The organism is Conexibacter woesei DSM 14684 (assembly GCF_000025265.1).
Taxonomy (GTDB): Bacteria; Actinomycetota; Thermoleophilia; order Solirubrobacterales; family Solirubrobacteraceae; genus Conexibacter; species Conexibacter woesei.
Genome location: NC_013739.1, coordinates 1317328 through 1343983 on the forward strand (window position 1 = coordinate 1317328; position 26656 = coordinate 1343983).

At 73.2% G+C, this 26656-nt stretch carries 23 protein-coding genes and 1 tRNA gene; 14 read left to right on the forward strand and 10 right to left on the reverse strand.

The features are described from left to right. The first annotated feature begins 5 nt into the window (after positions 1 to 5). The 5 genes from CWOE_RS06295 (at position 6) to CWOE_RS06315 (ending at position 4725) form a co-directional block, all read left to right on the forward strand. Positions 6 to 1778: a CRTAC1 family protein gene (locus CWOE_RS06295; protein ID WP_012932736.1), complete on the forward strand. Its 1773-nt coding sequence runs from the start codon at positions 6 to 8 to the stop codon at positions 1776 to 1778. After that, on the forward strand, positions 1775 to 2458 hold the full coding sequence (locus tag CWOE_RS06300) for an RraA family protein (RefSeq protein WP_012932737.1): 684 nt from the start codon (positions 1775 to 1777) through the stop codon (positions 2456 to 2458). The genes CWOE_RS06295 and CWOE_RS06300 overlap by 4 nt, the downstream gene beginning before the upstream one ends. 2 nt (positions 2459 to 2460) lie before the next feature. Then, positions 2461 to 4146, forward strand: coding sequence for a M81 family metallopeptidase (locus CWOE_RS06305; RefSeq protein WP_012932738.1), 1686 nt, complete (start codon positions 2461 to 2463; stop codon positions 4144 to 4146). Next, on the forward strand, positions 4143 to 4592 hold the full coding sequence (locus CWOE_RS06310) for a RidA family protein (protein ID WP_012932739.1): 450 nt from the start codon (positions 4143 to 4145) through the stop codon (positions 4590 to 4592). Before CWOE_RS06305 ends, CWOE_RS06310 begins: the two co-directional genes overlap by 4 nt. Positions 4593 to 4652: 60 nt before the next feature. Then, positions 4653 to 4725: transfer RNA gene (locus CWOE_RS06315), tRNA-Thr, on the forward strand. A gap of 75 nt (positions 4726 to 4800) precedes the next feature. Here CWOE_RS06315 and CWOE_RS06320 read toward each other — a convergent pair. Both CWOE_RS06320 and xylB read right to left on the reverse strand, forming a co-directional pair. Beyond that, positions 4801 to 5994, reverse strand: a complete 1194-nt coding sequence (locus CWOE_RS06320; RefSeq protein WP_012932740.1) for an ROK family transcriptional regulator — start codon at positions 5992 to 5994, stop codon at positions 4801 to 4803. 15 nt (positions 5995 to 6009) lie between these two features. Further along, on the reverse strand, positions 6010 to 7422 hold the full coding sequence (gene xylB, locus CWOE_RS06325) for a xylulokinase (RefSeq protein WP_041730170.1): 1413 nt from the start codon (positions 7420 to 7422) through the stop codon (positions 6010 to 6012). A gap of 190 nt (positions 7423 to 7612) precedes the next feature. Between xylB and xylA the strand changes: the two genes are divergently transcribed. The 7 genes from xylA (at position 7613) to CWOE_RS06360 (ending at position 15693) form a co-directional block, all read left to right on the forward strand. Beyond that, positions 7613 to 8761, forward strand: coding sequence for a xylose isomerase (xylA, locus tag CWOE_RS06330; RefSeq protein WP_012932742.1), 1149 nt, complete (start codon positions 7613 to 7615; stop codon positions 8759 to 8761). A 42-nt stretch (positions 8762 to 8803) separates the two neighbouring features. Continuing rightward, a complete protein-coding gene (locus CWOE_RS06335) occupies positions 8804 to 9874 on the forward strand; it encodes a sugar ABC transporter substrate-binding protein (RefSeq protein ID WP_012932743.1) in 1071 nt (356 codons plus the stop codon). Further along, positions 9871 to 11415 (forward strand): sugar ABC transporter ATP-binding protein, encoded by a 1545-nt coding sequence (locus CWOE_RS06340; RefSeq protein WP_012932744.1) that lies wholly within the window; start codon positions 9871 to 9873, stop codon positions 11413 to 11415. The genes CWOE_RS06335 and CWOE_RS06340 overlap by 4 nt, the downstream gene beginning before the upstream one ends. Before the next feature lie 95 nt (positions 11416 to 11510). Next, the gene (locus CWOE_RS06345) at positions 11511 to 12443 is read left to right on the forward strand and encodes an ABC transporter permease (RefSeq protein WP_041730172.1); all 933 of its coding nucleotides are present in this window, start codon (positions 11511 to 11513) and stop codon (positions 12441 to 12443) included. Between the two features lie 32 nt (positions 12444 to 12475). Then, positions 12476 to 14362, forward strand: a complete 1887-nt coding sequence (locus CWOE_RS30305; RefSeq protein WP_012932746.1) for an alpha/beta hydrolase fold domain-containing protein — start codon at positions 12476 to 12478, stop codon at positions 14360 to 14362. Further along, entirely contained in the window at positions 14359 to 15264 is a 906-nt protein-coding gene (locus tag CWOE_RS06355; RefSeq protein WP_012932747.1) for an aldose 1-epimerase family protein, read from the forward strand. Before CWOE_RS30305 ends, CWOE_RS06355 begins: the two co-directional genes overlap by 4 nt. Positions 15265 to 15291: 27 nt before the next feature. Further along, entirely contained in the window at positions 15292 to 15693 is a 402-nt protein-coding gene (locus tag CWOE_RS06360; RefSeq protein WP_012932748.1) for a DUF3224 domain-containing protein, read from the forward strand. Positions 15694 to 15799: 106 nt separating this feature from the next. On the opposite strand, the gene CWOE_RS06365 is transcribed toward CWOE_RS06360, so the two are convergent. Further along, positions 15800 to 16480, reverse strand: a complete 681-nt coding sequence (locus CWOE_RS06365; RefSeq protein ID WP_012932749.1) for a response regulator — start codon at positions 16478 to 16480, stop codon at positions 15800 to 15802. Further along, on the reverse strand, positions 16477 to 17778 hold the full coding sequence (locus CWOE_RS06370) for a sensor histidine kinase (RefSeq protein WP_012932750.1): 1302 nt from the start codon (positions 17776 to 17778) through the stop codon (positions 16477 to 16479). Before CWOE_RS06370 ends, CWOE_RS06365 begins: the two co-directional genes overlap by 4 nt. A gap of 150 nt (positions 17779 to 17928) precedes the next feature. On the opposite strand from CWOE_RS06370, the gene CWOE_RS06375 reads away from it, so the two are divergent. Further along, positions 17929 to 20172 carry an MMPL family transporter gene (locus CWOE_RS06375; RefSeq protein ID WP_012932751.1) on the forward strand — a complete coding sequence of 748 codons (2244 nt, stop codon included), beginning with the start codon at positions 17929 to 17931 and terminating at the stop codon, positions 20170 to 20172. 186 nt (positions 20173 to 20358) lie between these two features. Here CWOE_RS06375 and CWOE_RS06380 read toward each other — a convergent pair whose 3' ends face one another. From CWOE_RS06380 to CWOE_RS06405, 6 genes are all read right to left on the reverse strand, one after another. Beyond that, complete coding sequence (locus CWOE_RS06380) at positions 20359 to 20748, reverse strand: hypothetical protein (protein WP_012932752.1); 390 nt, start codon at positions 20746 to 20748, stop codon at positions 20359 to 20361. A gap of 65 nt (positions 20749 to 20813) precedes the next feature. Further along, on the reverse strand, positions 20814 to 21338 hold the full coding sequence (locus CWOE_RS33785) for a hypothetical protein (protein ID WP_012932753.1): 525 nt from the start codon (positions 21336 to 21338) through the stop codon (positions 20814 to 20816). Positions 21339 to 21442: 104 nt separating this feature from the next. Continuing rightward, the gene (locus CWOE_RS06390) at positions 21443 to 22996 is read right to left on the reverse strand and encodes an MFS transporter (RefSeq protein WP_012932754.1); all 1554 of its coding nucleotides are present in this window, start codon (positions 22994 to 22996) and stop codon (positions 21443 to 21445) included. Continuing rightward, entirely contained in the window at positions 22993 to 23574 is a 582-nt protein-coding gene (locus tag CWOE_RS06395; protein ID WP_012932755.1) for a TetR/AcrR family transcriptional regulator, read from the reverse strand. The genes CWOE_RS06390 and CWOE_RS06395 overlap by 4 nt, the downstream gene beginning before the upstream one ends. A 142-nt stretch (positions 23575 to 23716) precedes the next feature. After that, positions 23717 to 24046, reverse strand: a complete 330-nt coding sequence (locus CWOE_RS06400) for a hypothetical protein (protein ID WP_148260910.1) — start codon at positions 24044 to 24046, stop codon at positions 23717 to 23719. Between the two features lie 331 nt (positions 24047 to 24377). Continuing rightward, complete coding sequence (locus tag CWOE_RS06405; RefSeq protein ID WP_012932757.1) at positions 24378 to 25013, reverse strand: TetR/AcrR family transcriptional regulator; 636 nt, start codon at positions 25011 to 25013, stop codon at positions 24378 to 24380. A 126-nt stretch (positions 25014 to 25139) separates the two neighbouring features. Here CWOE_RS06405 and CWOE_RS06410 point away from each other — a divergent pair, with 126 nt between their 5' ends. After that, a complete protein-coding gene (locus tag CWOE_RS06410; RefSeq protein ID WP_012932758.1) occupies positions 25140 to 26597 on the forward strand; it encodes an amidase in 1458 nt (485 codons plus the stop codon). The last annotated feature ends 59 nt before the right edge of the window (positions 26598 to 26656 follow it).

A 26656-nucleotide genomic window follows, 5' to 3' on the forward strand; every position in this document is an offset into this window, starting at 1 on the left:
TCACCATGAAGTCACCCCTGCGCGCCGCCGCGTGCGCGCTGCTCACCGCCGGGGCGCTCGCCGCCTCGGCCGGGGCGGCGAGCGCCGGCGGGCACAGACCGCAGCCGATCGGGCCGATCACGGTCACCGAGCAGACGAGAGAGAAGGGCCTCTGGGATCCGCTTCTTGGGATGTTCGTCCACACGAGCGCGGTCGCCGACGTCAACGACGACGGCTGGCTGGACGTCTTCGTCGGCGGCTTCTACAAGGAGCTGCCGTGGGACAGATTCTTCCGCCTCGGCGACCGCGGCGCGAGAGAGATCCCGCCGGACCGGATGATGCTCGGCGGCCCGAGAGGGTTCACCGTCGACCCGACGTTCCCGGCGATGCGCGACGGCAACGCGAGCGGCTCGGCGTTCGCCGACTTCGACGACGACGGCGACCTCGACCTGCTGATCTCGCACTACTACCCGTACGAGTACGTCAACAACAGACCGCCGCCGACGAACGGTCAGCAGGTGATCGTGCTGCGCAACGACGGCAGCGGTCACTTCACGCGCGTCGGCCAGGTCGCGAGCGAGATCGGCGCGCGCGCCCTCGCCGTGGCCGACTTCAACCATGACGGCAAGCTCGACTTCTTCGTCGTCGAGGACATCTACTACCAGCCGCAGCTCGGCCCGTCGTCGAGCCGGCTCTACCTCGGCAACGGCGACCTGACGTTCAGAGAGGCGACGGCGGCGTCCGGCATCCCGGCCGACGTCAGCGGCCTCGGCGCGGTCGCGACCGACCTCAACGGCGACCGTGCGCCGGACATCCTCGTCTCCGGCACGCGCCGCACGAGAGCAGACCCGGCCGGCGCGGGCACGTACGGACGCGCGCGGCTGCTCGTCAACGACGGCAGAGGGCAGTTCACGGAGGCCGACTCGAGCGGCTTCACGATGGCGACGGGCGGCTGGAACGACGAGTCGGCCGGGATCGCCGTCGGCGACCTCAACGCCGACGGACGGCCCGACCTCGTGATCGGCGCGCACCCGTACCCGGGGCTGACGACGGTCTGGCCGCAGCCGATCCACGTCTACCTCAACGATGGTCCCGACACGGCGGGCATGCCGCGGTTCCGCGACGTCACGAGCCAGACGGGCATCGGTCTGATCGACACGAAGTCGGCGCACATCACGCTGGCGGACATGGACGACGACGGGCGGTTGGACATCGCGACCGGCGTCTCGGCCGGCGACGGCACGAAGCCTGCGATCTGGACGAACGCGGGCGTCGCGAACGGGATCCCGCAGTTCACCCCGCCGAGAGGGCTGTTCGGCGAGCGGACCGCGACGCCGGAGATCAGTCAGTGGGAGAACGCGAGAATCAAGCGCTACTGGCCGACCGGCGTCAACGGCGACTTCGACCGTGACGGCGACGTCGACATGTTCGTGGCGGAGTGGTTCCCGGAGCTGCCGTCGCGCTACTTCGAGAACACGACGCAGGGCGGCGGCTCGATCGAGGTCGAGGTCGGCCCGCGCGGGAACGCGTTCGGCACGGTCGTGAACGTCTACGAGGCGGAGACGAGATTCCCGTGGACGATCCTGCCGCGGCCGGGCAGACCGCGCGGCGAGCGCTACTTCTCGCGCGAGGTCTCCTCGACCGAGAGCTACGCGGGCGGGATGCTGCACCGCGTGCACGTCGGGCTCGGCGACCGCCGGCGGGTCGACGTCGAGGTGATCGCGCCGTGGACGGGCAGAACGCGCGTGATCAAGAACGTGAAGGTCGGCCGGACGCTGCACGTCCGGCTCCCGCGATGACGGGGCCTGAGATCGATCGGACGGAGGGCGCCTCGTACTACGAGGCGCTCGCCGGTCGCCTCTACGCGGCCGTCGTCTCCGACGTGCTCGACACGCTCGGCAGGCGCGACCGCGTGCTGGCGCCGGGGCTCAGCCCCGTCGTCGACGGCGACTGGACGCTGGTGGGGCGGGCGCGCACGGCGCGCGCCGTCCCCGTCGCGGAGCGGCCGGCGGAGCCGTACGGGCTGCTGCTCGCGATGATCGACTCGATGGCCGGCGGGGACGTGCTCGTCCTCGCCGGCGGCGGGCGGACCTCGTCGGGCCTGTTCGGCGGCCTGCTCGCGACCGCGGTGCGCGCCGCCGGCGGCCGCGGCGCGATCGTCGACGGCGGCACCCGCGACGTGCGCGAGCTGAACAGGCTCGCCTTCCCGACGCTCGCCCGCGGTGCCAACCCCGCCGACTCGCTCGCACGTGACGAGGTCGTCGCGATCGACGAGCCGGTCGAGTGCGGTGGGGTGCGGATCGAGAGCGGTGACCTGGTGGTGGCCGACGCCGACGGGACGGTCGTCGTGCCGGCGGCGCTGGAGCGGCAGGTGGTCGAGCTGGCGCTGGAGAAGGTCGGCGGCGAGAACCACATGCGCCGCGATCTGGCGAACGGGATGAAGGCCTCCGACGCGTTCGCGCGTTACGGGATCCTGTGAGCGTGACCGCCGCACCGCCCACCCGCACGGTCGCCGTCCTCGGCATGTGGCAGGAGACGAACACCTACTCGCCGCGCCCGACGACGCTCGCCGACTTCGAGGCGTTCGAGCTGCTGGTGGGCGAGCCGCTGCTCACCCACCACAGGGGGAAAGGGTCGGTGATCGGCGGCTTCCTCGACGGGCTGGCGGCGTGCGGCGCGGCCGCGGCACCCGGCGGTGCGGCTCCGCTCGGCGGCGCCGCCTCGCCGGGCGCGACCGCTGGTGGCGCGGTCACCGTGGCTGGCGCCCGCACCGTCCCGGTGACCCCCGTCGGCGTCTTCTCGGCCGGCGCGTGGCCGGCCGCGCCGCCCGACGCGGCGACGACGGCGGAGCTGCTCGCGCGGCTCGACCGCGCACTCGCCGGCGCGCCCGACGTCGACGGCGTGCTGGTGAACCTGCACGGCGCGATGGTCTGCGACGGGGCGCAGGACATGGAGGCGGAGACGCTGGAGCGGATCCGCGCGCGCTTCGGCGCAGCGGTCCCGGTCGCCGCCGTGCTCGACCTGCACGCCAATCCGTCGGCGCGCGCCGTCGCGCTCTGCGACGCCGTCGTCGGCTACCGCACCTACCCGCACGTCGACATGCACGCGTGCGGGGAGGAGGCGGCCGCGCTGCTGGCCCGGGCGATCGACGGCGAGCGGATCGTCACCGTGCTCGGCAAGCTGCCGGCGCTGACCTCGCCGGTCGCGCAGGGGACGGACGACGAGCCGATGCGCGGCCTGCTCGCGCGCGCCGAGGAGCGCGCGCGAGCCGCGGGCGTCCTGCGCATCTCGCTGCTCCCCGGCTTCCCGTACAGCGATGTGGAGCGGTGCGGCTTCAGCGTGACGGCGGTGGTCGCGCTCCCCGAAGTCGCTCCGCCGGCGGCCGACCCGCTCGCGCCCGCCCGCGCGGTCGTCGCCGAGACGCTCGCCGACGTCGCCGCGCAGCTGCGCGACTTCGCGACGGAACGTGACGATCCCGCGACGGCTGTCGCTCGCGCTCGCGCACTGGCGGCGGAGGGAACGCGGCCGGTCGTGCTCGCCGACCTCGCCGACAACGTCGGCGGCGGTGCGCCGGGCGACGGGACGGCGCTGCTGGCCGAGCTGATCGCCCAGGGCGTGCGCGGCGCGGTCGTGCTGCTGGTCGACCCGGCCGCCGTCGCGGTAGCCCACGCGGCCGCGGCAGCGGCGGGGTCGAAGCCGGCGGGGGCGGCGGCGCCGGCGCCGGGCGCCACGATCGAGGTCGCGCTCGGCGGTCATTCCGACGCGCTCCACGGGACACCGGTCGAGGTGACCGCGCGGGTCGTCCGCCTCGGCGACGGGCGTTACACGAGCGGCGGCAGCTACATGACCGGACAGGAGTTCTCGATGGGCGCGACCGCGGTGCTCGACGTCGCGGGCGTGATCGTCGTCGCGATGTCGCGTGCGACACCGCCGTTCCATCTGGAACAGCTCGGTGTCAACGGCATCGATCCCGGTGCAGCGCCGGCGATCGCGGTGAAGGGCGCCGTCGCGTGGCGCGCGCCGTACGCCGCCGTCACGGCTGCGTCGATCGAGGTCGACACACCCGGCTGCTGTCCCGCCGACCCGCACCGGCTGCCGCGCACGACCGCGCCCGTCGCGGTCGACCCGATGACGTTCCAGACCAAGATGACAGGAGCCTCCACGTGAGCATCGACCTTCCCGCCGCCGGCGGTCCCGCGACCGCCTGGCACCTCCCGACCGCCGTCGCCGGCGACGGCACGCTGTACGTCTCCGGCCAGGTGCCGTTCACCGACGACGGCGGCCTGCTCCACACCGGCCGGCTGGAGGACGAGGGCGACGTCGAGGTCGGCCAGGCGTGCGCCCGCCGCTGCGCCGCGCACGTGCTCGCGCAGCTGAAGGCCGCCGCCGACGGCGACCTCGGCCGCGTGACGCTGCTGAAGCTGACCGTCTTCGTCGCGAGCGCCCCCGGCTTCACGCTCCAGCCGCTCGTCGCCAACGGCGCCTCCGAGCTGGTCCACGAGCTGCTCGGCGATCGCGGTCGCCACGCGCGCAGCGCGGTCGGCGTCGCCAGCCTCCCGCTCGGAGTGCCCGTCGAGATCGAGGCGATCGCCCGCCTCGCGCCGCTGGCCTGAGCGGAAGCGGAGCAACGTGCGGTGCGACGAGCGGCTGGGTCCGCTACCCTGGCATCCGCTGCCCTCCTAGCTCAGTTGGTAGAGCACTTCCATGGTAAGGAAGGGGTCATCGGTTCGAGTCCGATGGAGGGCTTCGCAGGAACCCCGAGGAAGACCCGCCCTGAGCGGGTCTCTCTGTTTTCGGCTCCGTCGCGACGCCGGCGCGCGTTCAAGAGCCGACGCTGGCCGCGCCGGTCGCGAGAACCGCCGGGGACTCGCCGAGGACCAGTGCGACTGCGCCGAGGACTTCCGCCTTGTCCCCGAGCGCCCCGAGGCTCACGGTCACCGCGCCCGCGGCTGGTGCGACGGCGTACTCGTCGATGGCCGTCCGCAGCGGCGCGAGCAGCGCGTCGCCGCCGGCTGCCAGATCGCCGCCGACGATGATGAGCTCAGGATTGAAGAGGTTGACGACCGTCGCCAGCGCCTCGCCGACGGTCTTGCCCGCCTCCGCGACAGCGCGTCGCGCTCCGCGGTCGCCGTCGGCGACGAGCTCCAGGAGGCGCTCGACGCTGACGGGCTCGTCGCGGCTGTGCGCAAGCAGCCGCGCGACCGCTGTCGAGCTGGCGACCGTCTCCAGGCAACCGCGATTTCCGCAACGGCAGATCAAGCCCTCGGGTGCCACCCGCACGTGGCCCAGCTCACCGGCGACGCCCGATGTCCCGCCATACGGTCGGCCGCCCAGCACGAGGCCGAGGCCGAGGCCGGCGGAAAGCCGGACGTACATCATCTCCGCGACGTCGCGACCCGCGCCGAAGACGTGCTCGCCGAGCGCTCCGAGGTTGGCGTCGTTGTGGACCATGACGGGGAGATCGAGCCGCGCCTCCATCTCGATCGCCGGCTGAACTCTCCCCCAGCTGGGGAGGATGCCATCGGCGAACACGGTCCCAGTGGCGCGGTCGACGGGGGCGGCGAGCGCCATGCCGACCCCGATGACACGGTCGAGCGGCACGCCGGCCTGACCGAGCGCGCCGTGGACGAGCTCGCCGGCGAGGTCGAAGCTCTCGACGGGAGCGTGGTCGACGTCGGCCGCGGATCGCTCGTGCCCGAGGATCTGGCCGGAGAGGTCGCTGACCGCGACCTGGACGTGTGCGTGGCCCATGTCGAGGCCGACCGCGTACGCGGCGCCGGAGGCCAGCGAAAGCAGGACCGGCGGCCGGCCGGTGCGGGGCTGCGTGTCCTCGTGCTGGGCGACGATGCCGGCCTGCACGAGCTCGTCGGTGACGGTGGACACCGTGGGGCGGGAGAGGCCGGTGTCCGCTGCCAGCTCGGTGCGGGTGCTCCCCGGGTGCTCGTACAGCGCCCGGAGCACCTTGAAGCGATTCGTCTGACGGGCGTTGACGCGCCGTTGCGTGCGATCTTCCACGATCGTGAAGCGATACTAGTCGAGCCGAGGGGCGGTCAGCGCTTGGACCTGCGCGTAGCGCGCGCGCACGTGCGGCGCGACGGCCGCCTCGAACTGCTCGACGCCGGCGTGCTCCCAGCTCGGCGGCGCGGCCGTGCCGGCCAGCGCCCAGGCCGCCTGCCGCGCGGCGCCGTCGGCGACGTGCTCGCCCGCCGGGGGGACGAGCACCGGGCGCCCGAAGATCGTCGGCGCGATCTGCCGTACGGCGGTCGACCGGGCACCGCCGCCGATCAGGAACACGCGCTCCGCGCGGACGCCTTGCCGCATGAGCGCGTCCAGGCCGTCGGCGAGACCGCACAGCACGCCTTCGATCGCCGCCCGCGCCACGGACGCGGGCGTGGCGCTGTCGAGCGTGAGGCCATGGATCGCCCCCGTCGCGTCCGGGCGGTCGGGCGTCCGCTCGCCTTCGAGGTAGGGGACGAAGGCGAGACCCCCGGCTCCGGGCGGGGCGGACAGGGCGAGCCGCGACAGCCCGGCGTGGTCGACGTTCAACAGCCGCGCGGTGACGTCCAGCACCCGGGCGGCGTTCAAGGTGCAGACGAGCGGGAGGAATCCGCCGGCGGCGTCGGCGAAGCCGGCGACCGTCCCTGATGGATCGGCGGTCGGCTCGTCTGCGACGGCGAAGACGGTGCCCGATGTGCCGATGGAGACGATCACGTCGCCGGGGCGGGCTCCGATGCCGAGGGCCGCGGCTGCGTTGTCGCCGCAGCCGGCGCCGAGCACTGCGCCCGCCGGCGTGCTTCCTGCGCGTTCCGCCGGGGCCAGCACCTTGGGCAGCACGACCGCGTGCCCGAGCGCGTGCGCGAGCAGATCGGAGCGGTACCGGCCGGTGGCCGGCGACCAGTATCCGGTCCCGCTCGCGTCGCTGCGGTCCGTGGTGAGGCGCTCGATGCCGCCGGCGCCGGCGAGCCGCCATGTGAGCCAGTCGTGCGGAAGGCAGACCGCCGCCGTCTGGCGCACGGTGTCTGGTTCCTGTTCGGCAAGCCAGCGGAGCTTCGCGACGGTGAACGCAGCGAGCGGGACCGATCCGACGGCGGTCGCCCACGCCTGCCGGCCGGCGTCCGCGCCGCCGGATTCCGCGACCAAGCGCGCGACGGCGGCCGCGCCGCGGGTGTCGTTCCACAACAGCGCGGGCCGCACGACGCGACCCTCCTCGTCGAGGCAGATGCAGCCGTGCTGTTGCGCGGCGACGGCGATCGCCTCGACGTCGTCGAGGCCGCCCGCCGCCTGAAGCGCCCGTTCGAGCGCGGCCCACCACGCGCTCGGGTCCACTTCTGTGCCGGCCGGGTGGCTGGCGCAGCCGTCGCGCACGAGACGGCCCGTGCGCGCGTCGCGGATGACGACCTTGCACGCCTGGGTCGAGGAGTCGATGCCGGCTACGAGGGCCAAGCTTTTGTCAATGCCGTGTGTACGGATGGGCGCCACCGTAGTTCCGTTCGACGAGTTTTGTCAAGACCAATCAAATCAACGATGGCAAAAGGTTGCGGAAAGGTTGACTTCCACACGTCGAGATATGTAGGTTCCTGCAAAAGTCGTCCAAGGGCCGGCGGCACCAGGCGCTTCCGGAGGAGAGGAGTCGATGACAGATATGGGTTCCCGCCACCGATTCACGTTTGGTCTGTGGACGGTCGGCAACCCCGGGCGCGATCCGTTCGGCGGTCCGACGCGCGCGCCGGTCGACCCCGTCGAATCGGTCGCCAAGCTCGCGCAGCTCGGGGCGTGGGGCGTCAACCTGCACGACGAGGACCTCGTCCCGTGGGGTTCCTCGCCGTCCGAGCGCGACCGGATCGTCGCGCGCTTCAAGGTCGCGCTCGGCGAAAGCGGCCTGGACGTCGGGATGGCGACCACCAACCTGTTCGCGCATCCGGCCTTCAAGGACGGCGCCTTCACGTCCAACGACCGGCGCGTCCGGCGAGCGGCGATCGGCAAGGCGATGCGCTCGATCGATCTCGGTGCCGAGCTCGGCGCCGAGGTGTACGTGTTCTGGGGCGGCCGTGAAGGGACGGAGTCCGGTGTGGCCAAGGATCCGCGCGATGCGCTCGAGCGTTACCGCGAGGCGATCGACGTCTTGGCCGACTACGCCGTCGAGCAGGGGTATGCCATGCGCTTCGCGATCGAGCCGAAGCCCAACGAGCCGCGCGGGGACAACTTCCTGCCGACGGTCGGCCATGCCCTGCACTTCGTCTCGACGTTGCAGCGGCCCGAGATGGTCGGGGTCAACCCGGAGGTGGCGCACGACACGATGGCCGGCCTGTCGATCCACCACGCCGTCGGTCAGGCGCTGTGGGCCGGCAAGCTCTTCCACATCGACCTCAACTCGCAGCGCATCGGCCGCTACGACCAGGACTACCGCTTCGGCGCCGAGGACTTGAAGGAGTGCTTCCTGTTGGTGCGGCTGCTGGAGCGCGCCGGCTATGCGGGCCCGCTTGCGTTCGACGCGCACGCGTACCGCAATGAGAGCGCGGAGGGCGTGTGGGAGTTCGCTCGGGGCTGCATGGCGACGTACACGGCGCTCGCCGAGCGGGCGCGCCATTTCGACGCGCTCCCCGAGGTGCAGGAGGCATTGGCCGCGGCATCCACCGGCGAGCTGACTGTGACGACCGTCGGCGGCGATGGGGCCCCGGTGCTCAAGGCAGAGGCGGACTCGCTCGACGCGCTCGCCGAACGCGGGTACTTCAATGAGCGCCTCGACCAGCTGCTGGTCGAGGCGCTCATGGGAGTGCGTTGACGTGCCCGCACGGTTCCGAACGACACAAGGAGAGAGGTAGCCATGTCCCGACCGACCCTGGTCACGCCAGCGCTGTTGATCAGCGCCGCGCTCGCGTTCGCGGCGTGCGGCAGCAGCGACAGCTCGTCGAAGAGCGGCAGCAAAGACACCGGCATCGCCGCCGCGGAGGGAACGCAGCCGGTCGCCGGCCGGCCGATGCCCGTCGACAATCCGGACAAGCAGCCGGTCAGAATCGCGATCATCAGCGCGCCGCCGCAGATCGCTGAGTTCTTCAAGGCCGTCACGGCCGGCGCGCTGCGCGCCGACGACGTCCTGACGGCGCACGGCGGCAGCGTCGACTACGTGAACGTCACGGACTTCACCGTCGGCGGCATCAACAGCGCGGTCCGCACCGCGATCAGCCAAGGCTACGACGCGATCGCGGTCTCGATGCTCAGCTCGGGCAACTGCGCGCCGCTGAAGGAGGCCACCGCCAAGGGGATCAAGGTCGCGAGTCTCGCCGGCAACGCGGAGTGCGCTGAGAGCAGCGGCGCCCTCTTCTTCCATGGCGAGGACAGCTTGAAGGCGTGGGCCGGCGTGGGCAAGACCATGGTCGACGCCACAGGCGGGCAGGAGTGCAAGGTCGGGATCATCACCGGCTCGTTCAGCGTCGAGGCGCACGAGCAGCGCCGGAACGGCTTCATCGACGGGCTCGAGGGCAGCAACGTGTCACCGGTCAGCAAGGGGGTCGAGGGCGGCGTCGATCCCGCGAAGACCCAGGCGGCGACGCGCGACTACGTGAGCGCCAACCCCGACCTGTGCGGGATCGCCGTGCTCGTCAACGACAACGGCGCGGCGGCCGCCGCGCTCACGCCCGAGCAGGCGAAGAAGATCAAGGTCATCTCCGCCGACCTCACGACGGGCATCGAGAAGCAGATCGGGAACGGCAAGCAGTACGCGAGCTTCACGCAGGACCCGTTCGGCGAGTCCTACGACACCGCGATCTGGCTGTACAACGCCGTGATCACCGGCAAGGGACCGGAAGGGGGATTCTTCCAGCCGGTCGAAGGCGTGCTGGTCACGAAGGACAACCTGGAAGCCGCAGTCGAGGCGCAGAGCAACGGCGAGCGATGACCGAGCGGATCGCGCTTCGCACCGAGAACCTCACCAAGCGCTACGGCGGCGTCGTGGCCCTCGCCGGGGTGGATGTCAGCATCCGCCCCGGGGAGGTGACCGCACTGCTCGGTGAGAACGGCGCCGGGAAGTCGACGTTCGTTGCGTGCTGCTCCGGCGCGCGAGCACCGGACGACGGCGCGATCCACCTCGACGGCGTCGAGCAGCGGTTCCGCTCGCCGCACGCCGCGGCGGCCGCCGGCGTCGCGGTGGTCCATCAGGAGCCGCAGATGCTCGAGGACCAGACGGTCGCGCAGAACGTCAACGTCGCGATGCTCGCCGGCGGCGGCCGTCAGGTCCTCTCGCGAACCCGGGTCGAGGCGCTGGCCGGCGATCAGCTGGCCTCGCTCGGGCTGGCGCATGCGCTGGACCCCGCTCAGCCGATCCGACGGTTGAGCGGCGCCCAGCGGCAGCTGGTGGAGATCGCGCGGGCACTCGTGATCGAGCCCAAGGTGCTGTTCCTCGACGAGCCCAACGCGAGCCTCGGCGACGAGGAGACCGAGCTGCTGTTCGGCGTCGTCGGGCGCCTGCGGAGCCGCGGCGTGGCGGTCGTCCTCATCAGCCACCGGCTGCGGGACGTCTACCGGATCGCCGAGCGTGTGGTCATCATGCGCGACGGGAGCAAGGTCGCCGATGGCAGCGTGGACGAGTACCCGATCGACGCGGCGATCGGCCTGATGGGTGGCCGCCCGCGACGCCGGGACGCCGCCGCCGTGCCCGCCGCCGCGTGCGAGTCGCCGCGGCGCGCCGAGCCGGTCCCTGAGCCCGTCCTCGAGCTGCGCGGCATCTCCGGGCGCGGCTTCTCCGACGTCGACCTCGTCATCCGCCCCGGGGAGATCGTGGGCATGGCCGGCCTGGTCGGCGCCGGACGCACCGAGATCGCTCACGGGGTCATCGGCGCCGCTCCGCTCCGCGGCGGCGAGGTCCTCGTCGAGGGCGTCCCGCGGCGGCTGAGGTCACCCGGGGACGCCATCCGCCACGGCATCGTCTACGTCGCGGAGGATCGCAAGGACGCGGTCTTCTACGACAAGTCGATCGCGTTCAACGTGCGCGCGAGCCTGCTCGGACCGCGGCGGGTCGGAAGCGGGCGCCCGCGCGAGCGTGCGGTCGGGCGGCTCGTCGCGACCCTGGCCGGCCGGCTCTCGGTCAAGGCGCCGTCGCTGGAAGCCGACGCCGCGAGCCTCTCCGGCGGCAACCAGCAGAAGCTGCTGTTCGCCCGCGCCGTCTCCGTCGAGCCGAAGCTGCTGATCCTCGACGAGCCGACGCACGGCGTCGACATCGGCACCCGGCACGAGATCCATGGGCTCATCCGCCAGCTCGCCGCCGACGGGATGGCCGTCTGGGTCATCTCCAGCGAGCTGGACGAGATCCTCGACCTGGCGACGCGGATCGTCGTCGTCCGCCTGGGCCGGATCGAGACCGAAGTGACCGCCGGCCACGACCCCATTCCGATCCTCGCCGCCGCCATGGGTGCGGCGACGGCTGACCAGGGAACGTCCTGATGACCTCGACCCCTCCCGCACTCACGACCACGACGCACGACGATCAGAGCGCGGCGCCGGCGCCGGCCTTCGCCCGGCAGTCACGGGGCCGGCGATTGACCTCTCAGTGGGGCAGCGAGCTCGCGCTCGCGGGCCTCATCGTGCTCATCGGCGCCGCGATCGGCGTCTCCAACGACGCCTTCCTCACGCAGGGCAACCTCGTGAACGTCATGCGGGCCGTCGCGGTGATCGGAATCGCCGCGATCGGCGCCACGCTCGTGATCATCGCCGGCAACCTCGACCTCTCCGTCGGGTCCGTGCTCGGGTACTCGGGCCTCGTCGGTGCGCTCGCCATGCATGGCCAGATTCCCGCGCTCGGGATCCCTGCCGCGATCGCGGTCGGGGTCGCGGTCGGACTCGCGAACGGGCTGCTCGTGACCTACGGTCGCGTCAACCCGTTCATCGTGACGCTCGGGATGCTGTCCGTCGTCCGCGGACTCGCGCTGATCACGACGAACGGGACGCCGCAGGAGGTGCCCGAGTCGCTGCTGTTCATCGGCCAGGGCGAGGTCGCGGGCATCCCGGTCAGCGTGATCCTCCTGCTCGCGCTGGTGGTGATCGCGCAGTGGTTCCTCTCGCGCACCATCACCGGACGACGGATCACTGCCGTGGGTGACAACCCCAAGGCGGCGTTCCTCGCCGGCATCCCCGTCCGCCGCACCATCATCACCGCGTTCGTGCTGGGCGGCGCGTTCGCTGCGATCGCCGGCATCGTCAACGCCAGCAACCTGGCGCTCGCCACGACGGACGCGGGAGCGGGCCTCGAGCTCGACATCATCGCTGCGGTGATCATCGGCGGCGCCAGCCTGACCGGTGGCCGCGGCAGCATCATCGGAGCGTTGCTGGGCGCGACCTTGCTCGCGCTGCTTCGCAACGCCTTCGTGCTGTTGCAGCTGTCGCCCTACCTGCAGGTCACGACGATCGGCGCGGTGATCATCCTCGCGGCGCTGATCGACCAGCTCCGACTGCGTCGTGCCGAGCGGACATGACGTCGCAGCCGTCCCAGACCAAGGAGACCGCCATGCCCATCGCTCCGGAGATCGCTCGGGTCGTCGACCTGCTGGAGGCCGAGGCGAGCGCCGCGGGGAAGCCGTCGCTGGAGCAGATGCGCGCCGACCACGAGGCGAACACGGCGCGGTTCACGCCGCTGCGAGCGCGCGCGTCCGTGGCGTCGATCCACACCCGCGAGATCCCCGGGCCGGACGGCCCAGTGCCGGTCAGGATCTATCGGCCGCACCGGCGGGTGGCGGGGACGTGTCCGACGATGCTCTGGTTCCACGGCGGCGGGTGGATGACGGGCAGCCTCGAGACGGCTGACATCGCCGCGCGCGAGCTTTGCGCCGCGGACATGGTGGTCGTGTCCGTGCAGTACCGGTTGGCTCCGGAGTCGCCGTTTCCCGCGGGACTCGAGGACGGCCTCGTCGCACTGCGCTGGGTATGCGACGCCGTCGACGAGCTGGGCGGCGACGCGGACCGCATCGCGGTCGGAGGCGACAGCGCCGGCGGCAACCTCGCGGCGGTGCTCGCGCTGATGGCCCGCGACCTGGGCGTCGACGTCGCCGCCCAGCTGCTCCTGTATCCACTCGTCGACGCGGATGCGGGCACGGCGTACCGCTCGCGGGTCGACCAGGCGGACGGCCCGCTCCTGAGAACGGCCGAGATCGAGTGGATCATCACGCAGTATCTGCGGCCCGGATCGGATCCGCGAGATCCGCACGTCTCTCCTATCCACGCGAGCGACCACGCCGGGCTGGCCCCCGCCGTCATCGTGACCGTCGAGTTCGACCCGCTCCGGGACGAGGCCGAGGCGTACGCCGACGCCCTGACGGCAGCGGGGGTGCAGGTGACCAAGCGCCGGGTGCCCGGTCTCGTCCACGGCTGCTTCGACATGATCGGTGTGTCGCCGACGGCCCGGGACGCGATCGACGACGCGATCGCCGATCTCCTGCGTCACCTGCGAACCGGCGACGTGCCCCGCGACGACGAACCGTCGCGCTCGCCGGACGACACGTCGCACTCCGGCGTCTTCTTCGCGCGCTTCGTCCATCCCGAGCGCTACCCGCTGATCGCCCGCTCCCCGCTCCCCGCGGCAGACGTGCGCCGCCTCGCCGGCGGGCTCGTCGGCCTCGACGAGGAGGCGTACGGGAGCGCGGCGAACCGCTTCGCGTCCTCCGCCGCGACCGCGGCCGTGGAGCTCCTGGACGACGCCGACTTCGCCGCAGCCGTGCGCCGGCTGCCGTTCCGCACGGGCGACCGGGTACTGGCGCTGGGCGACTCGATCACCGACGACGCCTGCTCGTGGGCGGAGATCCTGCGCGCGGTGCTGCAGGCCACGCAGGCCGGCGCCGAGATCGTCAACGCCGGAATCGTCGGTGACACCACGACCGACGCGATCGGTCGCGCGGACCTCCTCGTCGCGGCGCGGCCGACGTGGGTGATCCAGCTGCTGGGCAGCAACGACGTGCGCCGGCACGGGCACGCGGCGCAGGTGCGGATGCTCACGCTCGGCGAGACCCTTCGCAACTTCCGCGCGATCGAGCAGCTGATCGCCGAGGACGCGCGAGCTCGTCTGATCCGCATGACCCCGACGCCGGTCCGTGACGACCAGAGTCGCGCCTGGGAGCACTTCGCCGTCCACGGGCTCTCCTGGCGGTCGGCCGACGTCGCCGAGGTGGCGCGCGAGCTGCTGCGGCTCGACGCCGACGCGGTCGACCTTCACACGGCGCTGAGTGGCCCGGGCATCGAGAACTGGCTGCTTCCGGACGGTGTCCATCCGACGGTCGCGGGCCAGCAGCAGATCCTTCGCGCCCTGGTCCACCACCTCGCCGAGCGAGACTCGCCGACAGGTCCGCCGGCGACCCGGGACGCGGGTCCGGGCGACCGGACGAGCGCCACCGCCGGGTCGTGACCATCGTCCTCGCCCGCGACGGGCAGCGCGCCGAGGTGCGCCGCTCCGGGGCGGCGCTGTGCTCGTGGACGACCGCTGGGCGCGAGCGGCTCTGCACGCTCGCCCCCGATCACCCGAGCCACGCGTTCGACGGCGCGACGCTCGTCCCGTGGCCGAACCGGATCCGCGACGGGAGGTACTCGTTCGGCGGGCGCGCACATCAGCTCCCCGTGACCGAACCGGAGCGGCGCAGCGCGCTCCACGGGCTCGCCAGCGGTGTGACCTGGACGGTCTCCGCAACGACCCCTTCCGCCGTGACCCTCCGGCAGGCGGTCGGTCCCGTGCCCGGCTACCCCTACGCCGTCGAGGCGCAGGTGACCTATCGGCTCATGGCGGAAGGGGTCGTCGCCGAGCTGGTCGCGACGAACCACGGGCACCAGCCGGCTCCCTTCGGCTGCGGCTCACATCCCTACGTGCGCGCGCCGGCTCGCATCGACGCCGCACGACTGACGCTGCCGGCAGCGTCCTTCGTCCCAGCTGACGACCGGCTGCTGCCCGCCGGCCCGCCCGAGCCGCTGGACGGGACGGCGATCGACTTCCGGAGCGCTCGCGCCGTCGGCGGTACGCGGCTCGACACCTGCTTCGCCGGCCTCATGCGGGACAGCGACGGCCTCGCGCGCGTGCGCGTCGACGAGGTCACGCTCTGGCTCGACGCGGCGTTCCAGTACGTCCACGTGTACACGGCCGACGACGACCCCGACCCGGCGCTGCGCCGGACCCGGCTGGCGGTCGAGCCGGTCACCTGTGCGCCCGACGCCTTCAACACCGGCCTCGGCCTGTTGTCCCTCGCCCCCGGCCAGAGCTTCCGCGGCCGCTGGGGTCTGACGCTGACCTCGTCCTGTCGCGTTCTTCCAAGACGCTGAGGCAGGCGCTGGCCTAGCGTTGGCCGCATGACCGACATCGCATTCGAGATCACGCGCTGGGAGGAGTCGTCCTACGGCGAGGAGGACGCGCTGTACGAGCGGCGCCCGGACGGGCCGGTGCTCGCGCGCGTCCAGATGGCCAAGCGCTACACGGGCGAGCTGGTGGGCGACTCGGTCGGCGAGGTGCAGACGTGCGGTCAGGAGGGCTACCTCGCGACCGAGCGGATCGCCGGCACGCTGGCCGGGCGCGCGGGCACGTTCGTGCTCCAGCACGGCGCGACGCACGACGCCGCCGGGGAGCCGATCCAGTTCGGCTGGATCGTGCCCGACTCCGCGACCGGCGAGCTGGCGGGGCTGCGTGGCGAGGCGCTGATCAGCCACGGTGAGCTGAGACTGGCGTGGGAGCTGCCGGCGGCGAGCGGCGGCTGAGCGGCGGCGCGGCGGCCGGCTGAGCGGCTGAGCGGCGGCCGGCTGAGCGGCAGGCGCGCGGCTGACGCGCGGCCGGCGGCGGCGCGCCTCAGCGCCGGCTCGCGGCTCAGCCCAGCTCGCCCGGCTGCCCGCCGGGCGTCACCAACCCGACCTCGTAGGCGAGGATCACGGCTTGCACGCGGCTGCTGCAGCCGAGCTTCGAGAGCAGGCGCGAGACGTGGCTCTTGATCGTGCTCTCCTCGACGACGAGCGCCGCGGCGATCTCGGCGTTGCTGCGCCCGCGGGCGATCTGCAGCAGCACCTCGTGCTCGCGCGGGCTCAGCTCCTCCAGCTCCGTGGCGCGCTCGGCGGCCGGCGAGACCTCGGCGAAGCGCGCGATCAGGCGGCGCGTCACCTCCGGCGCGATCAGGCCATGCCCGGCGCCGACGGAGCGGATCGCGTCGATCAGCACCTGCGGCGGCGCGTCCTTGAGCAGGAAGCCGGCCGCGCCGGCGCGGAGCGCGCCGAAGACGTAGTCGTCGAGGTCGAAGGTCGTCAGCACGAGCACGTCGACCGGGTCGGCGACGCCGGGTCCGGCGAGCAGGCGCGTCGCCTCCAACCCGTCCATCCGCGGCATGCGGATGTCCATCAGCACGACGTCGGCCTCGCGCCGCCGCGCCAGCTCGACGGCGTGCGCGCCGTCCTCCGCCTCGCCGACGACCTCCAGGTCCGGCTCGTCCTCGAGGATCGTCCGCAGCCCCGAGCGCACGAGCGCCTGGTCGTCGGCGATCAGGACCCGCAGCGTCATGCGCGCGACCCGTTCCGCAGCGGCAGCCGCGCCTCGACGAGCCAGCCGCCGCCGTCCGCCGGCCCGGCCGCGAACGTGCCGCCGAGCTGCTGCGCGCGAGCGCGCATGCCGTCGAGGCCGTGCCCGCCGCCCGCCGCGCCGCCGCCCGCAGCGCCGCTGCCTGCGCCCGTCGCGCCGCCGCCCGTCGCACCGCCGCCCGCCGCGCCGCGCCCGTCGTCCCGCACCGCGACCCGCAGCACGTCGCCGCCCTCGCCGCCGCCTTCGCTCTCGCCGCCGTCGCCGCCGCCCGCCGCGCGCTCGCGGCCGACCGTCACGGTCGCCGTCGCCGGGCGCGCGTGCTTGACGACGTTCGCCAGCGACTCCTGCACGATCCGGTAGGCCGACGTCTGCAACGCGGGCGGGACGTCGCCGTCGTCACCGCGCCGCAGCGTCACGCGCACGTCGGAGGTGCTGACGGCGCGGACCAGCTCGGGCAGGTCATCGAGCATCGGCTGCGGCCGGAGTTCGGCGCGCTCGGAGCCGGAGCGGATCACGCCGACGGCCTCGCGCGTCTCGCCGAGCGCGCGGCTCGCGACTCCCTCGATCTGCACGAACGTCTCTCTCGCGACGGCGGGATCGCGCGTGATCTGCCGCTGACCGGCGCGCGCCTGCAACGTGATCGCGGCGAGCGCGTGGCCGACGATGTCGTGCACCTCGCGCGCGATCCGCATCCGATCCTGCGCGACCGCCTCGCGCTTCTCGACGTCGCGCAGCTGCTCCAGCCGCTCGTTGCGCTCGGCCAGCTCGGCGAGCGCGTCGCGGTGGCCGCGCAGCACGTCGCCGGTGATGACGGCGAGCACGATCACGGCGAAGTTGACCGCGACGTTCTCGGACGCGATCCGCTCCCCTTCGGGCAGGAAGACCAGCAGCATCAGCAGCACGATCGCGCCCCCGCAGACGCCGCTGACGATCGCGACCCGGCGACCGCCGTAGTACGCCGCCGACACGAGCGCGAGCGCGACCGCGAACGCGGCCGCGCCCGTCGAGTACCCCAGCAGCCCGGCGCCGACCGCCGCCGCCCCGACGACGAGCAGCACCGCGACCGGCCGCGTGCGGCGGAAGGCGATCGGCAGCGTCATCAGCATCGCCAGCGGAAGGCGCAGCCAGTCGACGCCGGGCGCGACGCTGATGTCGCGGTCGCCCGGTGACAGCATCGTCGTCGGCACCGCCGCCGCGAAGACCAGCAGCGCGAGCACGACGTCGGTGCGCTGCGGATGGTCGGCCGCGGCACGGCGCAGACGGGCGAGCGGGGGCGGCATCGGCACAGACCGAGAGTAGGCCCCGGGCGCCGCGACCGGTTCCTCCGAAAGGTGGAACGCGCTTCCTCCCCGCAGCGGATGCCGGTGCGCGGACCCGCTCGTAGCGTGGCCGGCACCGACGTCCCTCCTCCGCTCGAAAGAAGGATCACCGTGCTGCATCGTCTCGGCGACTGGGTCGCCCATCACCCCTGGCGGGTCGTGCTCGTCTGGGTCGTCCTCGCGCTGCCGGTCGGCATGATCGGCGGCGAGAAGCTGCGCGGCGCCGTGACAGACGACCAGGCGCATTTCCTCCCCTCCTCGTCCGATTCCGCGCAGGCGACGGACCTCGGGCGCAGCGCGTTCGGTCATGTCGAAGGCGTCACGTCCATCACCGGCATGGTCGAACGCGACGACGGCGCGCCGCTGCAACCGGCCGACAGAGCACGTGTTGAGCAGCTGGCGCAGACGCTGCCGAGATGGCGCCCGGAGTGGAAGCCGATCGAGGACAGAGCGGGGCTGATCCTCGGCCTCACCGACGCGCAGAGAAGAACCCGCGTCGTCGACGCGAGCCTCGGCCAGACCGGCGACGATGGGCGCTTCCAGCTGCTCGACGTCGGCTTCTACGGCAACACGACCGACACCGTCGTGCAGGACGCGTTCAAGCAGCTGCGTGCCAGCACCGTGAGCGAGCTGCGCGCGGACGGGTTGAGAGTCGGCTTCACCGGTGGTGCGGCCTCGGCGGCGGACACGGCGAAGGCGACCGAGTCGACCTCGGCGCTCGAGGGCGCCCTGCTGATGGGCTCGATCGTGCTGTTGAACCTGATCTTCTTCCGCGGGATCCTGGCCGCGTTCGTGCCGCTGCTCGCGGTGTCGCTCGTCGGAATGGCGGCGGTCGGTCTGATCGGGTTCGGTGCGACGCTGTTCGACGTCGAGATCGACAGCGGCACGCCGTCGCTGATCCCGGCGGTGCTGATCGGCATCGGCGTCGACTACTTCCTCTTCCTGATCTTCCGCTTCCGCGAGCAGCTGCGCCGAGGCGATCAGCGCAAGCCCGCCGCTGCCGCCGCCGCACGCCGCGTCGGCGAGGTGATCGCCTCCGCCGCGCTCGCCGTGATCGCCGCCTTCGCGACGCTCGGCCTCGCGCAGTTCGGCCAGTTCAAGGTGCTCGGCCCGGCGATCGCGATCTCGGTCGCGGTGATGCTGGTCGCTGGCCTGACGCTGATGCCAGCGCTGCTGGCGATCTGCGGACGCGGGCTGTTCTGGCCGTCGAAGGCGTGGCTGGCGCCGCGCGAGGGCGGCTTCGCGACGCGTCTCGGGGAGACGATCGCACGGCGCCCCGGCGCGGTCGCGCTGACGTGCGTCGCGGTGCTCGGCGTCTTCGCCGCGATCGCGCTCGGAACGAAGATGAGCTACGACCTCGGGGGCGATCCCGAGGACACGACCGCGGCGAAGGTCGAGCAGCGGGTCTCGACCGCCCTGTCCGACGGCGCGACCGACCCGCAGACCGTCTTCGTCCGCGCCGCCGAGGAGCCGCTGGCGACGGGCTCGCTCGACACGATGGCGGAGAGACTGCGGTCGGTGCCGGGCGTCGCCGACGTGACGCAGCCGCAGCTCTCGGAGGACGGTCGCGCCGGCCAGATCGGCGTGATCCTGAGAGACGATTCGGCCACGGAGCCCGCGATGGACACCGTCCGCGGTCCGCTGCGCGATGCCGCGGACGCGTCCGCCCCGCCCGGGACGGAGGCGCTGGTCGGCGGCAACGCGGCGGTCTTCGCCGACATCGGCGACTCGATCAACCACGACCTGAAGATCATCTTCCCGGTCGCCGCGGCGCTGATCGCGCTGATCCTCGTCGCGATCCTGCGCAGCGTCGTCGCACCCCTGTACCTGTTGGCGGCCGTCGCGTTGGAGTTCGCGGCGACGCTCGGCCTCGTCGTGCTCGTCTTCCAACACGGGGCGGGCGAGCCGGGGATCGTCTTCACGATGCCGCTGGTGCTGTTCCTGTTCGTCGTCGCGCTCGGCACCGACTACAACATCCTGATGGCCGCGCGGCTGCGCGAGGAGCTGAAGGCCGGGCGCTCACCGCGGGCGGCGGTGGCGCACGCCGTGCGCCACTCGGCGCCCGCGATCGGCGCGGCCGGCCTGATCCTTGCCGCCTCGTTCGGGACGCTCGCGATCGACCCCGCGCCGGCGACGAAGCAGATGGGCTTCGCGATGGGCATCGGGATCCTGATCGCCGCGTTCGTCGTCTCGACACTGCTGGTGCCGGCGCTCACCGCGCTCGCCGGCCGCGCCGCCTTCTGGCCCGGGATGGGCCGGAGCCGGCGGCGGCGCAACGACGAGAACGACGACGACGCGCCGCTCACGCGCGGCCGGCGCGAGCGCCGTGACGCCTACGAGCAGAGCGGGGTCTGAGGCGCGCCGCGACCCCTTCCATGGAAAGGAAGTGCTCGGAGGCGGTCACCGCACGCATTCCGTCAGCGCAGCCAGCGTCCGTTCAAGCGACCGTCTGAGGCAGCGCGTGCCGCCGGGCGCGGGCGGCCGGCCCGAGCGCGACGCCTGCGAGCAGGGCGGCGTCTGACCGACGGGGAGCGGCGCTCGTCAGGCTCCGAACTCAAAGCGGACGAACGCCGTCTGCCGAGCGTTCTCGCAGCGGACGAGCGTCAGTTCCTTGCCGGCCTTCGCGAGCAGGCAGGTGAAGCGCTTAGAACGGCACGAGCCGTCCTGCTTGCAGGCGCGTGAGGCGGCGACCTCGCGGGCGATCGCGCGGGCGGTGCGGCATGTGGCGCCCTGCGCCGTTACCGCGCCGAGGTACGCCCCGCCGTCGTCGAGCGTGCTGACGTCCCCGCAGTCCACGATCGGCGCGCGCTTGACGGCCGCGCCGGCCGTCGACGGCAGCACCGCCGCGAGCGCGAACGCGGCGAGCAGCAGCGCGGCGACGATGGCGAGCGATGCGGCGGGGGCGGGGCGCAGCGCGGTGCGGACGTGCATGACGGACCTCCTGGGTCGGGCGAAAGCTGGAACCTACCCGCGGGTAGGCGGCGACGACACGCCGCTCACCGCACCTGTTCCGTCAGCGCAGCCAGCGTCCGCTCCAGCGAGCGTCTGAGCCAGCGCGCGCCGCCGCACACGAGCAGCAAGCGGTCGAGCCAGCCGGCGACGTCGGTGCGCGCGGTCAGCGCGACGAGACTCGTCCGTTCGCCCGCGTCGCCCGCGCCCGCCGCGCCGCCCGCGTCGCCTGCCGCGCCGCCCGTCCCGCCCGTCCCGCCCGCGCCGCCCGTCCCGCCCGTCCCGCCCGCCACCGCGCGTATCTCCCACCGTACGGTCCCGATCGTCGTCTCGCCGCCGGCCTGCACGCGCCCGACCAGCTCGTGCGGCGGTCGCGAGACGGCCATCCTGATCCACAGCGTGCGGCGCACGCCGAGCGGGCCGTGCAGCCGCACCTGCGAGCGCTCGCCGTCGTATGCCTGCAGCGGCTCGAGCCGCCGGCCGAGCAGCTGCCAGTGCCGATCGGGCTCCTCCAGGAACGCGAAGATCGCCTCGGGCGAAGCGGGGATCGTGCGAGTCGCTCTGACTTCCACGCACGCGCACGATGACCGGTCGCACGGTCGCGTGCGCCTCGCCCCCGGCGGAGCAGTGGCGATCCGACCACCGTCGCGGTGGTCAGATCGCCATTCCTCGTGGGTCAGTGGGCGCGGGCGTCGCCGGCGGCGACGGGCACGGCGCTCGACTCGCGGCGCCGCAGCACGACGAACGCGAGCACCGTGCTGACGGCGATCAGGCCGATGCTGGCGAGCAGGACCACGTGCAGGCCGTCCATGAACGCGGTGCGCGCAGCGTGCAGCAGCGGCTCGGCGACGCTGGCCGGCAGGCCGTGCGACACCTCGTCGGCGCGGCCGAGCGACTCACCGGCGGCGTGCATGTCGCCCGCGCTGACGCCCGGCACGACGCCGAGCGCGTCGGTGTAGACGGCGGCGAGGATCGAGCCGAGCACGGCGACGCCAAGGCCGCCGCCGAGCTCGTAGGCGGTCTCTTCGATCGACGCCGCGTTGCCGGCGCGTTCGGCCGGGACGGCCGAGATGATCACGTCGTTGGCGGCCACCAGCGCGATCTCCAGGCCGAAGCCGAGCGCGACGAACGGCGGCCCGAGCAGGAGGAACTGGTCGTCGAGCCCGAGCGCGAGCAGCGGCACGAGCGAGATCGTCGTCAGCGCGAGGCCGCCGGCGATCGTCGCGCGGGTGCCGACACGCCGCAGGATCGGCGCCGCGAGCAGGCCGCCGATGAGGCTGGCGAGCATCAGCGGCAGCAGCCGCACGCTCGCCGCCAGCGGCTCGAGGCCGAGCACGAGCTGGAGGTACTGCGCGAAGAACAGCTCCAGTCCGACGAGCCCGAACATCGCGAGCAGCACGCAGCCGACGGCGACCGAGAAGGCGCGATCGGCGAACAGGCGCACGTCGAGCAGCGGCTCGGGGCGCGCGAGCTGGCGCCGCACGAACGTCGTCAGCGACGCGATCGCACCGATCAGGACGCCGAGCACGAGCGGGTCGACAAAGCCGTGGCGCGCGCCCTGCTTGAGCCCGAACGCTATGCCGAGGATGCCGACGCCGGCCAGCACGACCGCGAGCGTGTCCCACGGCGGCGGCACGAGCGCCTTGCTGTTCGGCAGCAGCTTGAGGCCGATCGGGATCACGATCAGAACGACCGGCACGTTGATCAGGAAGACCGCTCCCCACCACCAGTGCTCGACGAGGAAGCCGCCGATCAGCGGGCCGATCGCGGCGCCGCCGGCCATCGTCGCGCTCCAGATCCCGACGGCGGTGCGGCGCTCGTCGCGGTCCTCGAAGACGTCGCGCACGATCGCCATCGTCGCGGGCAGGATCATCGCGCCGCCGACGCCCATCAGCGCGCGGGCGCCGATCAGCACTGCCGGCGACCAGGCGAACGCACCGAGCACCGACGACAGGCCGAAGACGACGAGGCCCGACAGCAGGATCCGCTTGCGGCCGAAGCGGTCGCCGAGTGCGCCGGAGGCGACCAGCAGCGGGGCGACGACGAGCGGGTAGACGTCGATGATCCACAGCAGCGCGACTGCTGACGGCTGCAGGTCCTCGGTCAGCGCGGGCGCGGCGACGTGCAGCACCGTCATGTCGATCACGACGACGAGGACGGCGGAGCAGATGACCGCCAGCACGACCCAGCGGCTGGCCGGGGCGGACGAAGGGGATGGCGTGAGGCTCATGGCCGCTGGTAGGTCGCGGAGCCGGGTGGGTCGGTGACGGCGCGTGCGGCGATCCCGCCGAGGATCGTCGCGCGCAGCAGGCGCGGCGCCTCACGGCCGCCGACGTGGCCGTCCTCGATCGCCCACCAGGCGGCTTCGAGCTGCGAGCCGAACGAGTAGGCGAGCCAGCGCGACGGGAGGTCGGGACGGAAGAAGCCCTCCTCCTGCCCGCGCGCGAAGAAGCGCTCGAGCCGTTCGTCCTGCGTCTTGATCTCCTCGACGAGGCGGGGGACGCGGTACACGTACGGCTCGGAGAAGAGAAGCGCGTAGGCCATCGCGACGACCAGCGCCGAGTCGAGCAGGCGGTCGAACGCCTCCGGCACCGGCGCGTCGTCGATCCCGGCCTCGTCGAAGAGCCGCTCGCACTCGGCCAGGCCGTGGGCGCTGACGCGCTCGACGAGCGTCTCGCGGTCGCCGAACGCGCGGTGCAACGTCGTGCGGCTGACGCCGGCAGCGGTCGCGATCTCCTGCATCGAGGAGCCGGGACAGCGTGCGAGCACGCGGGCGACGGCGTCGTAGAGCTGGGTCTCGTCCGGCATGGGACATCACGGTACCAGATGAAACAAAAGTGTTCCATCTGCACCGATGGTGTCCCGGACAGGGCGGGCGGGGCCCGGCGGGCGGGGCGGGCGGGGCGGGTCGGCGGTCGGCGGTGGAGGCGGCGTGGGCGGCCGGCGGCGCTCAGCCGGTGCCGACTCCGCACTGGGTGCAGACGACGGCGAGTCGCTCCATCGCGGTGTCGGGGCGGTCGGGGAGGGCGTCGAGCGCGGCGGCGGCGGCCTGGACGTCCTCGATCGTGACGGTGCGGGCTTCGAGCGCGAAGCGGCCGAGCCAGCGGACGGCGGCGCGTTCGTAGCCGTCGTGCTCGCGCATCAGCAGGCAGATGCGCAGCGCGTCCTGGAGGCTGATACGCGGCATCGCCGCGGCGAGCGAGCGGATGCGGGAGAGGTCGCCGGCGTCGAGCGCCTGGCGGAAGATCACGTAGGGAGGAATGCCAGATCCGGTGTTCACGAACATATGTTCGCATTGGCATCCACAAGCTAAAGGTGGTCCACCTTGGGGTGGAGCGGGTCTGTCCGGGCGGAACGGCTCCGCCCGGCGTGGCGCCGCGCGGCTCGATCGGGGCGCATGGAGCGAGTTGGGGGGCGAAACCTTCGCCATCGGGCCAACCACGTTCCGTGTGTGCTGTCGCATCATCCCTGTCGTTCTAAATCTCTCCTCCTTAGAACACTGGGCTGGGTGCCGTTGCAACCCGGGGGGGCACATCGGCACCCAGCCCACCCCCTCTTGTGGATGCGAGGACCCGCCCGCCGGCGCTCAGCCCGGCGGGCGGGATCGCGCGTCAGGCGTGCGCGCCGCGCACGATCGTCATCAGCGCATCGGCGGTGCCGCGCGCGTCGTGGACGCCCGTGCCGAGACGGCGCACCGTGAGCCCGATCAGCAATGCGACGACCGTCCGCGCGTGGACCTGCGGATCGGGCACGCCGAGCACCTCCATCACGGCGGCGGCGAAGTCCTCGTAGGCGGCGAAGCAGCGACCGGAGGCGTCCTGCAGCGCGGGGTCGCGCGACGCCTCCAGATGAAGCTCCAGCTCGGCCACCTCGCCGACCACGCGCGCGGGGTCGTCGGCGATCAGCTGCTCGACGGCGATCGCGACCTGCTCGGGTGTCGGGTCGGACGCGCGCAGGCGCTTGGCGACGGCGCCGAGGCGGGCGACCTCCTCCTCGACGTAGCGCAGGAGGCTGTCGCGCAACAGCTCCGTCTGGCTCGGGAAGTGGTAGGTCAGCGAGCCGAGCGCAACGCCCGCCTCGGCCGCGACGCGGCGGTTCGTGACGGCGCCGATGCCGTCCGTCGCGACGACGCGCAGCGTCGCGTGGAGGATCCGGTCGCGGGTCGCGGGCGACGCGCTCGCTGCGGTCGTCGCGTCGGCCGCCGCCGTCGCGGCCGCCTGGCCCGTCGCCTGACCGGCTGCCGGCACTTGTCCCGGCGCCGCTCGTCGCGGGTTGGATGGGGGAGAGGACGAACTGATGGCGGCGAAGCATACCCTCCCGCCCGGTATCGTTCGTTCGAACGAACGAAACCGCCGGATGCCGTGGAGGACGCGATGGACGCTCCCGCAAGGCCCCAGCAGGACGAGCTCGCGTACGCGGGCCTGCAGACGCTCGCCGCGCTCGTGGCCGCCGGCGACGTCTCGTCTCGCGAGCTGACCGAGCTGTCGCTCGGGCGGATCGAGACCGCCCAGCCGACGCTCAACGCCTTCCGCTGCGTGCGCGCGGAGGCCGCCCTGCACGAGGCCGACGAGGCCGACCGGCGCCGCGCCGCCGGCGAGTCGCTGCCGCTGCTCGGCGTCCCGTTCGCGATCAAGGACGACATGGACATCGCCGGCGAGGCGACGCCGTTCGGCTGCTCCGGCACGTTCGACCCGCGCGGCGAGGACGGCGAGGTGACGCGCCGCCTGCGCGCCGCCGGCGCCGTGATCGTCGGCAAGACGACGACGCCGGAGCTCGGCCAGTGGCCGTTCACCGAGGGCCCCGCCTTCGGCGCGACGCGCAACCCGTGGTCGACCGACCACACGCCAGGCGGCTCCTCCGGCGGCTCGGCGGCGGCCGTCGCGGCCGGGCTCGTGCCCGGCGCGGTCGGCTCCGACGGCGCCGGCTCCGTCCGCATCCCCGCCGCCTGGACGCACCTCGTCGGCGTCAAGCCCCAGCGCGGCCGCATCTCGACCTGGCCCGACCCCGACCCCTTCAACGGCCTCACCTGCATCGGGACGCTCACGCGCACGGTCGACGACGCGGCGCTGCTGCTCGACCTGCTCAGCGGCAGCCACGACGACGACGTCCACCGCCCGCCGCCGCCGACTGAGTCGTTCCTGCGCGCCGCGCGGCGCGCGCCCGGCAGGCTGCGGATCGCGTTGTCGCTGAGGATCCCGTTCAGTGCTGCGCCGACGCGGCTCGACGCCGCGGTCCGCGCCCGCGTGCTGCGGCTCGCCGGCGTGCTGGCGGGCCTCGGCCACGACGTCGAGATCGCCGATCCCGTCTACGGCCTCGTCGGCGCGAGCTTCATCCCGCGCGCGATGGGCGGGCTCGGCGACTGGGCCGGCCGCCACGTTGCCGAGCCGCAGCATCTGGACGCCCGCACGCGCCACGCGATCGCGGTCGGGCGCAGGCTGCGGCCGTTGCTCGGCGCGGCCCGCGCGCTGGAGCGGCCGTTCGCACGCCAGGTCGGCCGCGTCTTCCGCCGTTTCGACGTCGTCCTCGCTCCGACGACCGCGCAGCCGCCGCGCCCGATCGGCTCGATCGACGGGCTCGGCAACTGGGACACCGACAAGGTGATGGTCGGCGCCTGTCCGTACGCGTGGCCGTGGAACGTGCTCGGCTGGCCGTCGGTCAACGTGCCGGCCGGGCTGACCGACGACGGCCTGCCGGTCGGCGCGCAGCTGATGGGGCCGGCCAACTCCGAGCCGCGGCTGCTCTCACTCGCCGCGCAGTTGGAGGCGGAGGAGGACTGGGCCGCCCGCCGCCCGCCCGTCACCTCGCCGAACGGGGCGCGCGTCGCCGCCTGAGCGCGATGTCACACGTTCGCGAGCTGCGTCGTCCCCCTGGTTGACGGACATGCGAGCTG

Bases quoted from the DNA above. Each gene is read 5' to 3' on its own strand.
- CWOE_RS06365 (WP_012932749.1), bottom strand. From the start codon at position 16,480: ATGACGCTGCGGGTCCTGATCGCCGACGACCAGGCGCTCGTGCGCTCG.
- CWOE_RS06380 (WP_012932752.1), bottom strand. From the start codon at position 20,748: ATGCACGTCCGCACCGCGCTGCGCCCCGCCCCCGCCGCATCGCTCGCC.
- CWOE_RS06335 (WP_012932743.1), top strand. From the start codon at position 8,804: ATGTCCCGACCGACCCTGGTCACGCCAGCGCTGTTGATCAGCGCCGCG.
- CWOE_RS06360 (WP_012932748.1), top strand. From the start codon at position 15,292: ATGACCGACATCGCATTCGAGATCACGCGCTGGGAGGAGTCGTCCTAC.
- CWOE_RS06295 (WP_012932736.1), top strand. From the start codon at position 6: ATGAAGTCACCCCTGCGCGCCGCCGCGTGCGCGCTGCTCACCGCCGGG.
- CWOE_RS06410 (WP_012932758.1), top strand. From the start codon at position 25,140: ATGGACGCTCCCGCAAGGCCCCAGCAGGACGAGCTCGCGTACGCGGGC.
- CWOE_RS06300 (WP_012932737.1), top strand. From the start codon at position 1,775: ATGACGGGGCCTGAGATCGATCGGACGGAGGGCGCCTCGTACTACGAG.
- CWOE_RS30305 (WP_012932746.1), top strand. From the start codon at position 12,476: ATGCCCATCGCTCCGGAGATCGCTCGGGTCGTCGACCTGCTGGAGGCC.
- CWOE_RS06340 (WP_012932744.1), top strand. From the start codon at position 9,871: ATGACCGAGCGGATCGCGCTTCGCACCGAGAACCTCACCAAGCGCTAC.
- xylA (WP_012932742.1), top strand. From the start codon at position 7,613: ATGACAGATATGGGTTCCCGCCACCGATTCACGTTTGGTCTGTGGACG.
- CWOE_RS06390 (WP_012932754.1), bottom strand. From the start codon at position 22,996: ATGAGCCTCACGCCATCCCCTTCGTCCGCCCCGGCCAGCCGCTGGGTC.
- CWOE_RS06370 (WP_012932750.1), bottom strand. From the start codon at position 17,778: ATGCCGCCCCCGCTCGCCCGTCTGCGCCGTGCCGCGGCCGACCATCCG.
- CWOE_RS06395 (WP_012932755.1), bottom strand. From the start codon at position 23,574: ATGCCGGACGAGACCCAGCTCTACGACGCCGTCGCCCGCGTGCTCGCA.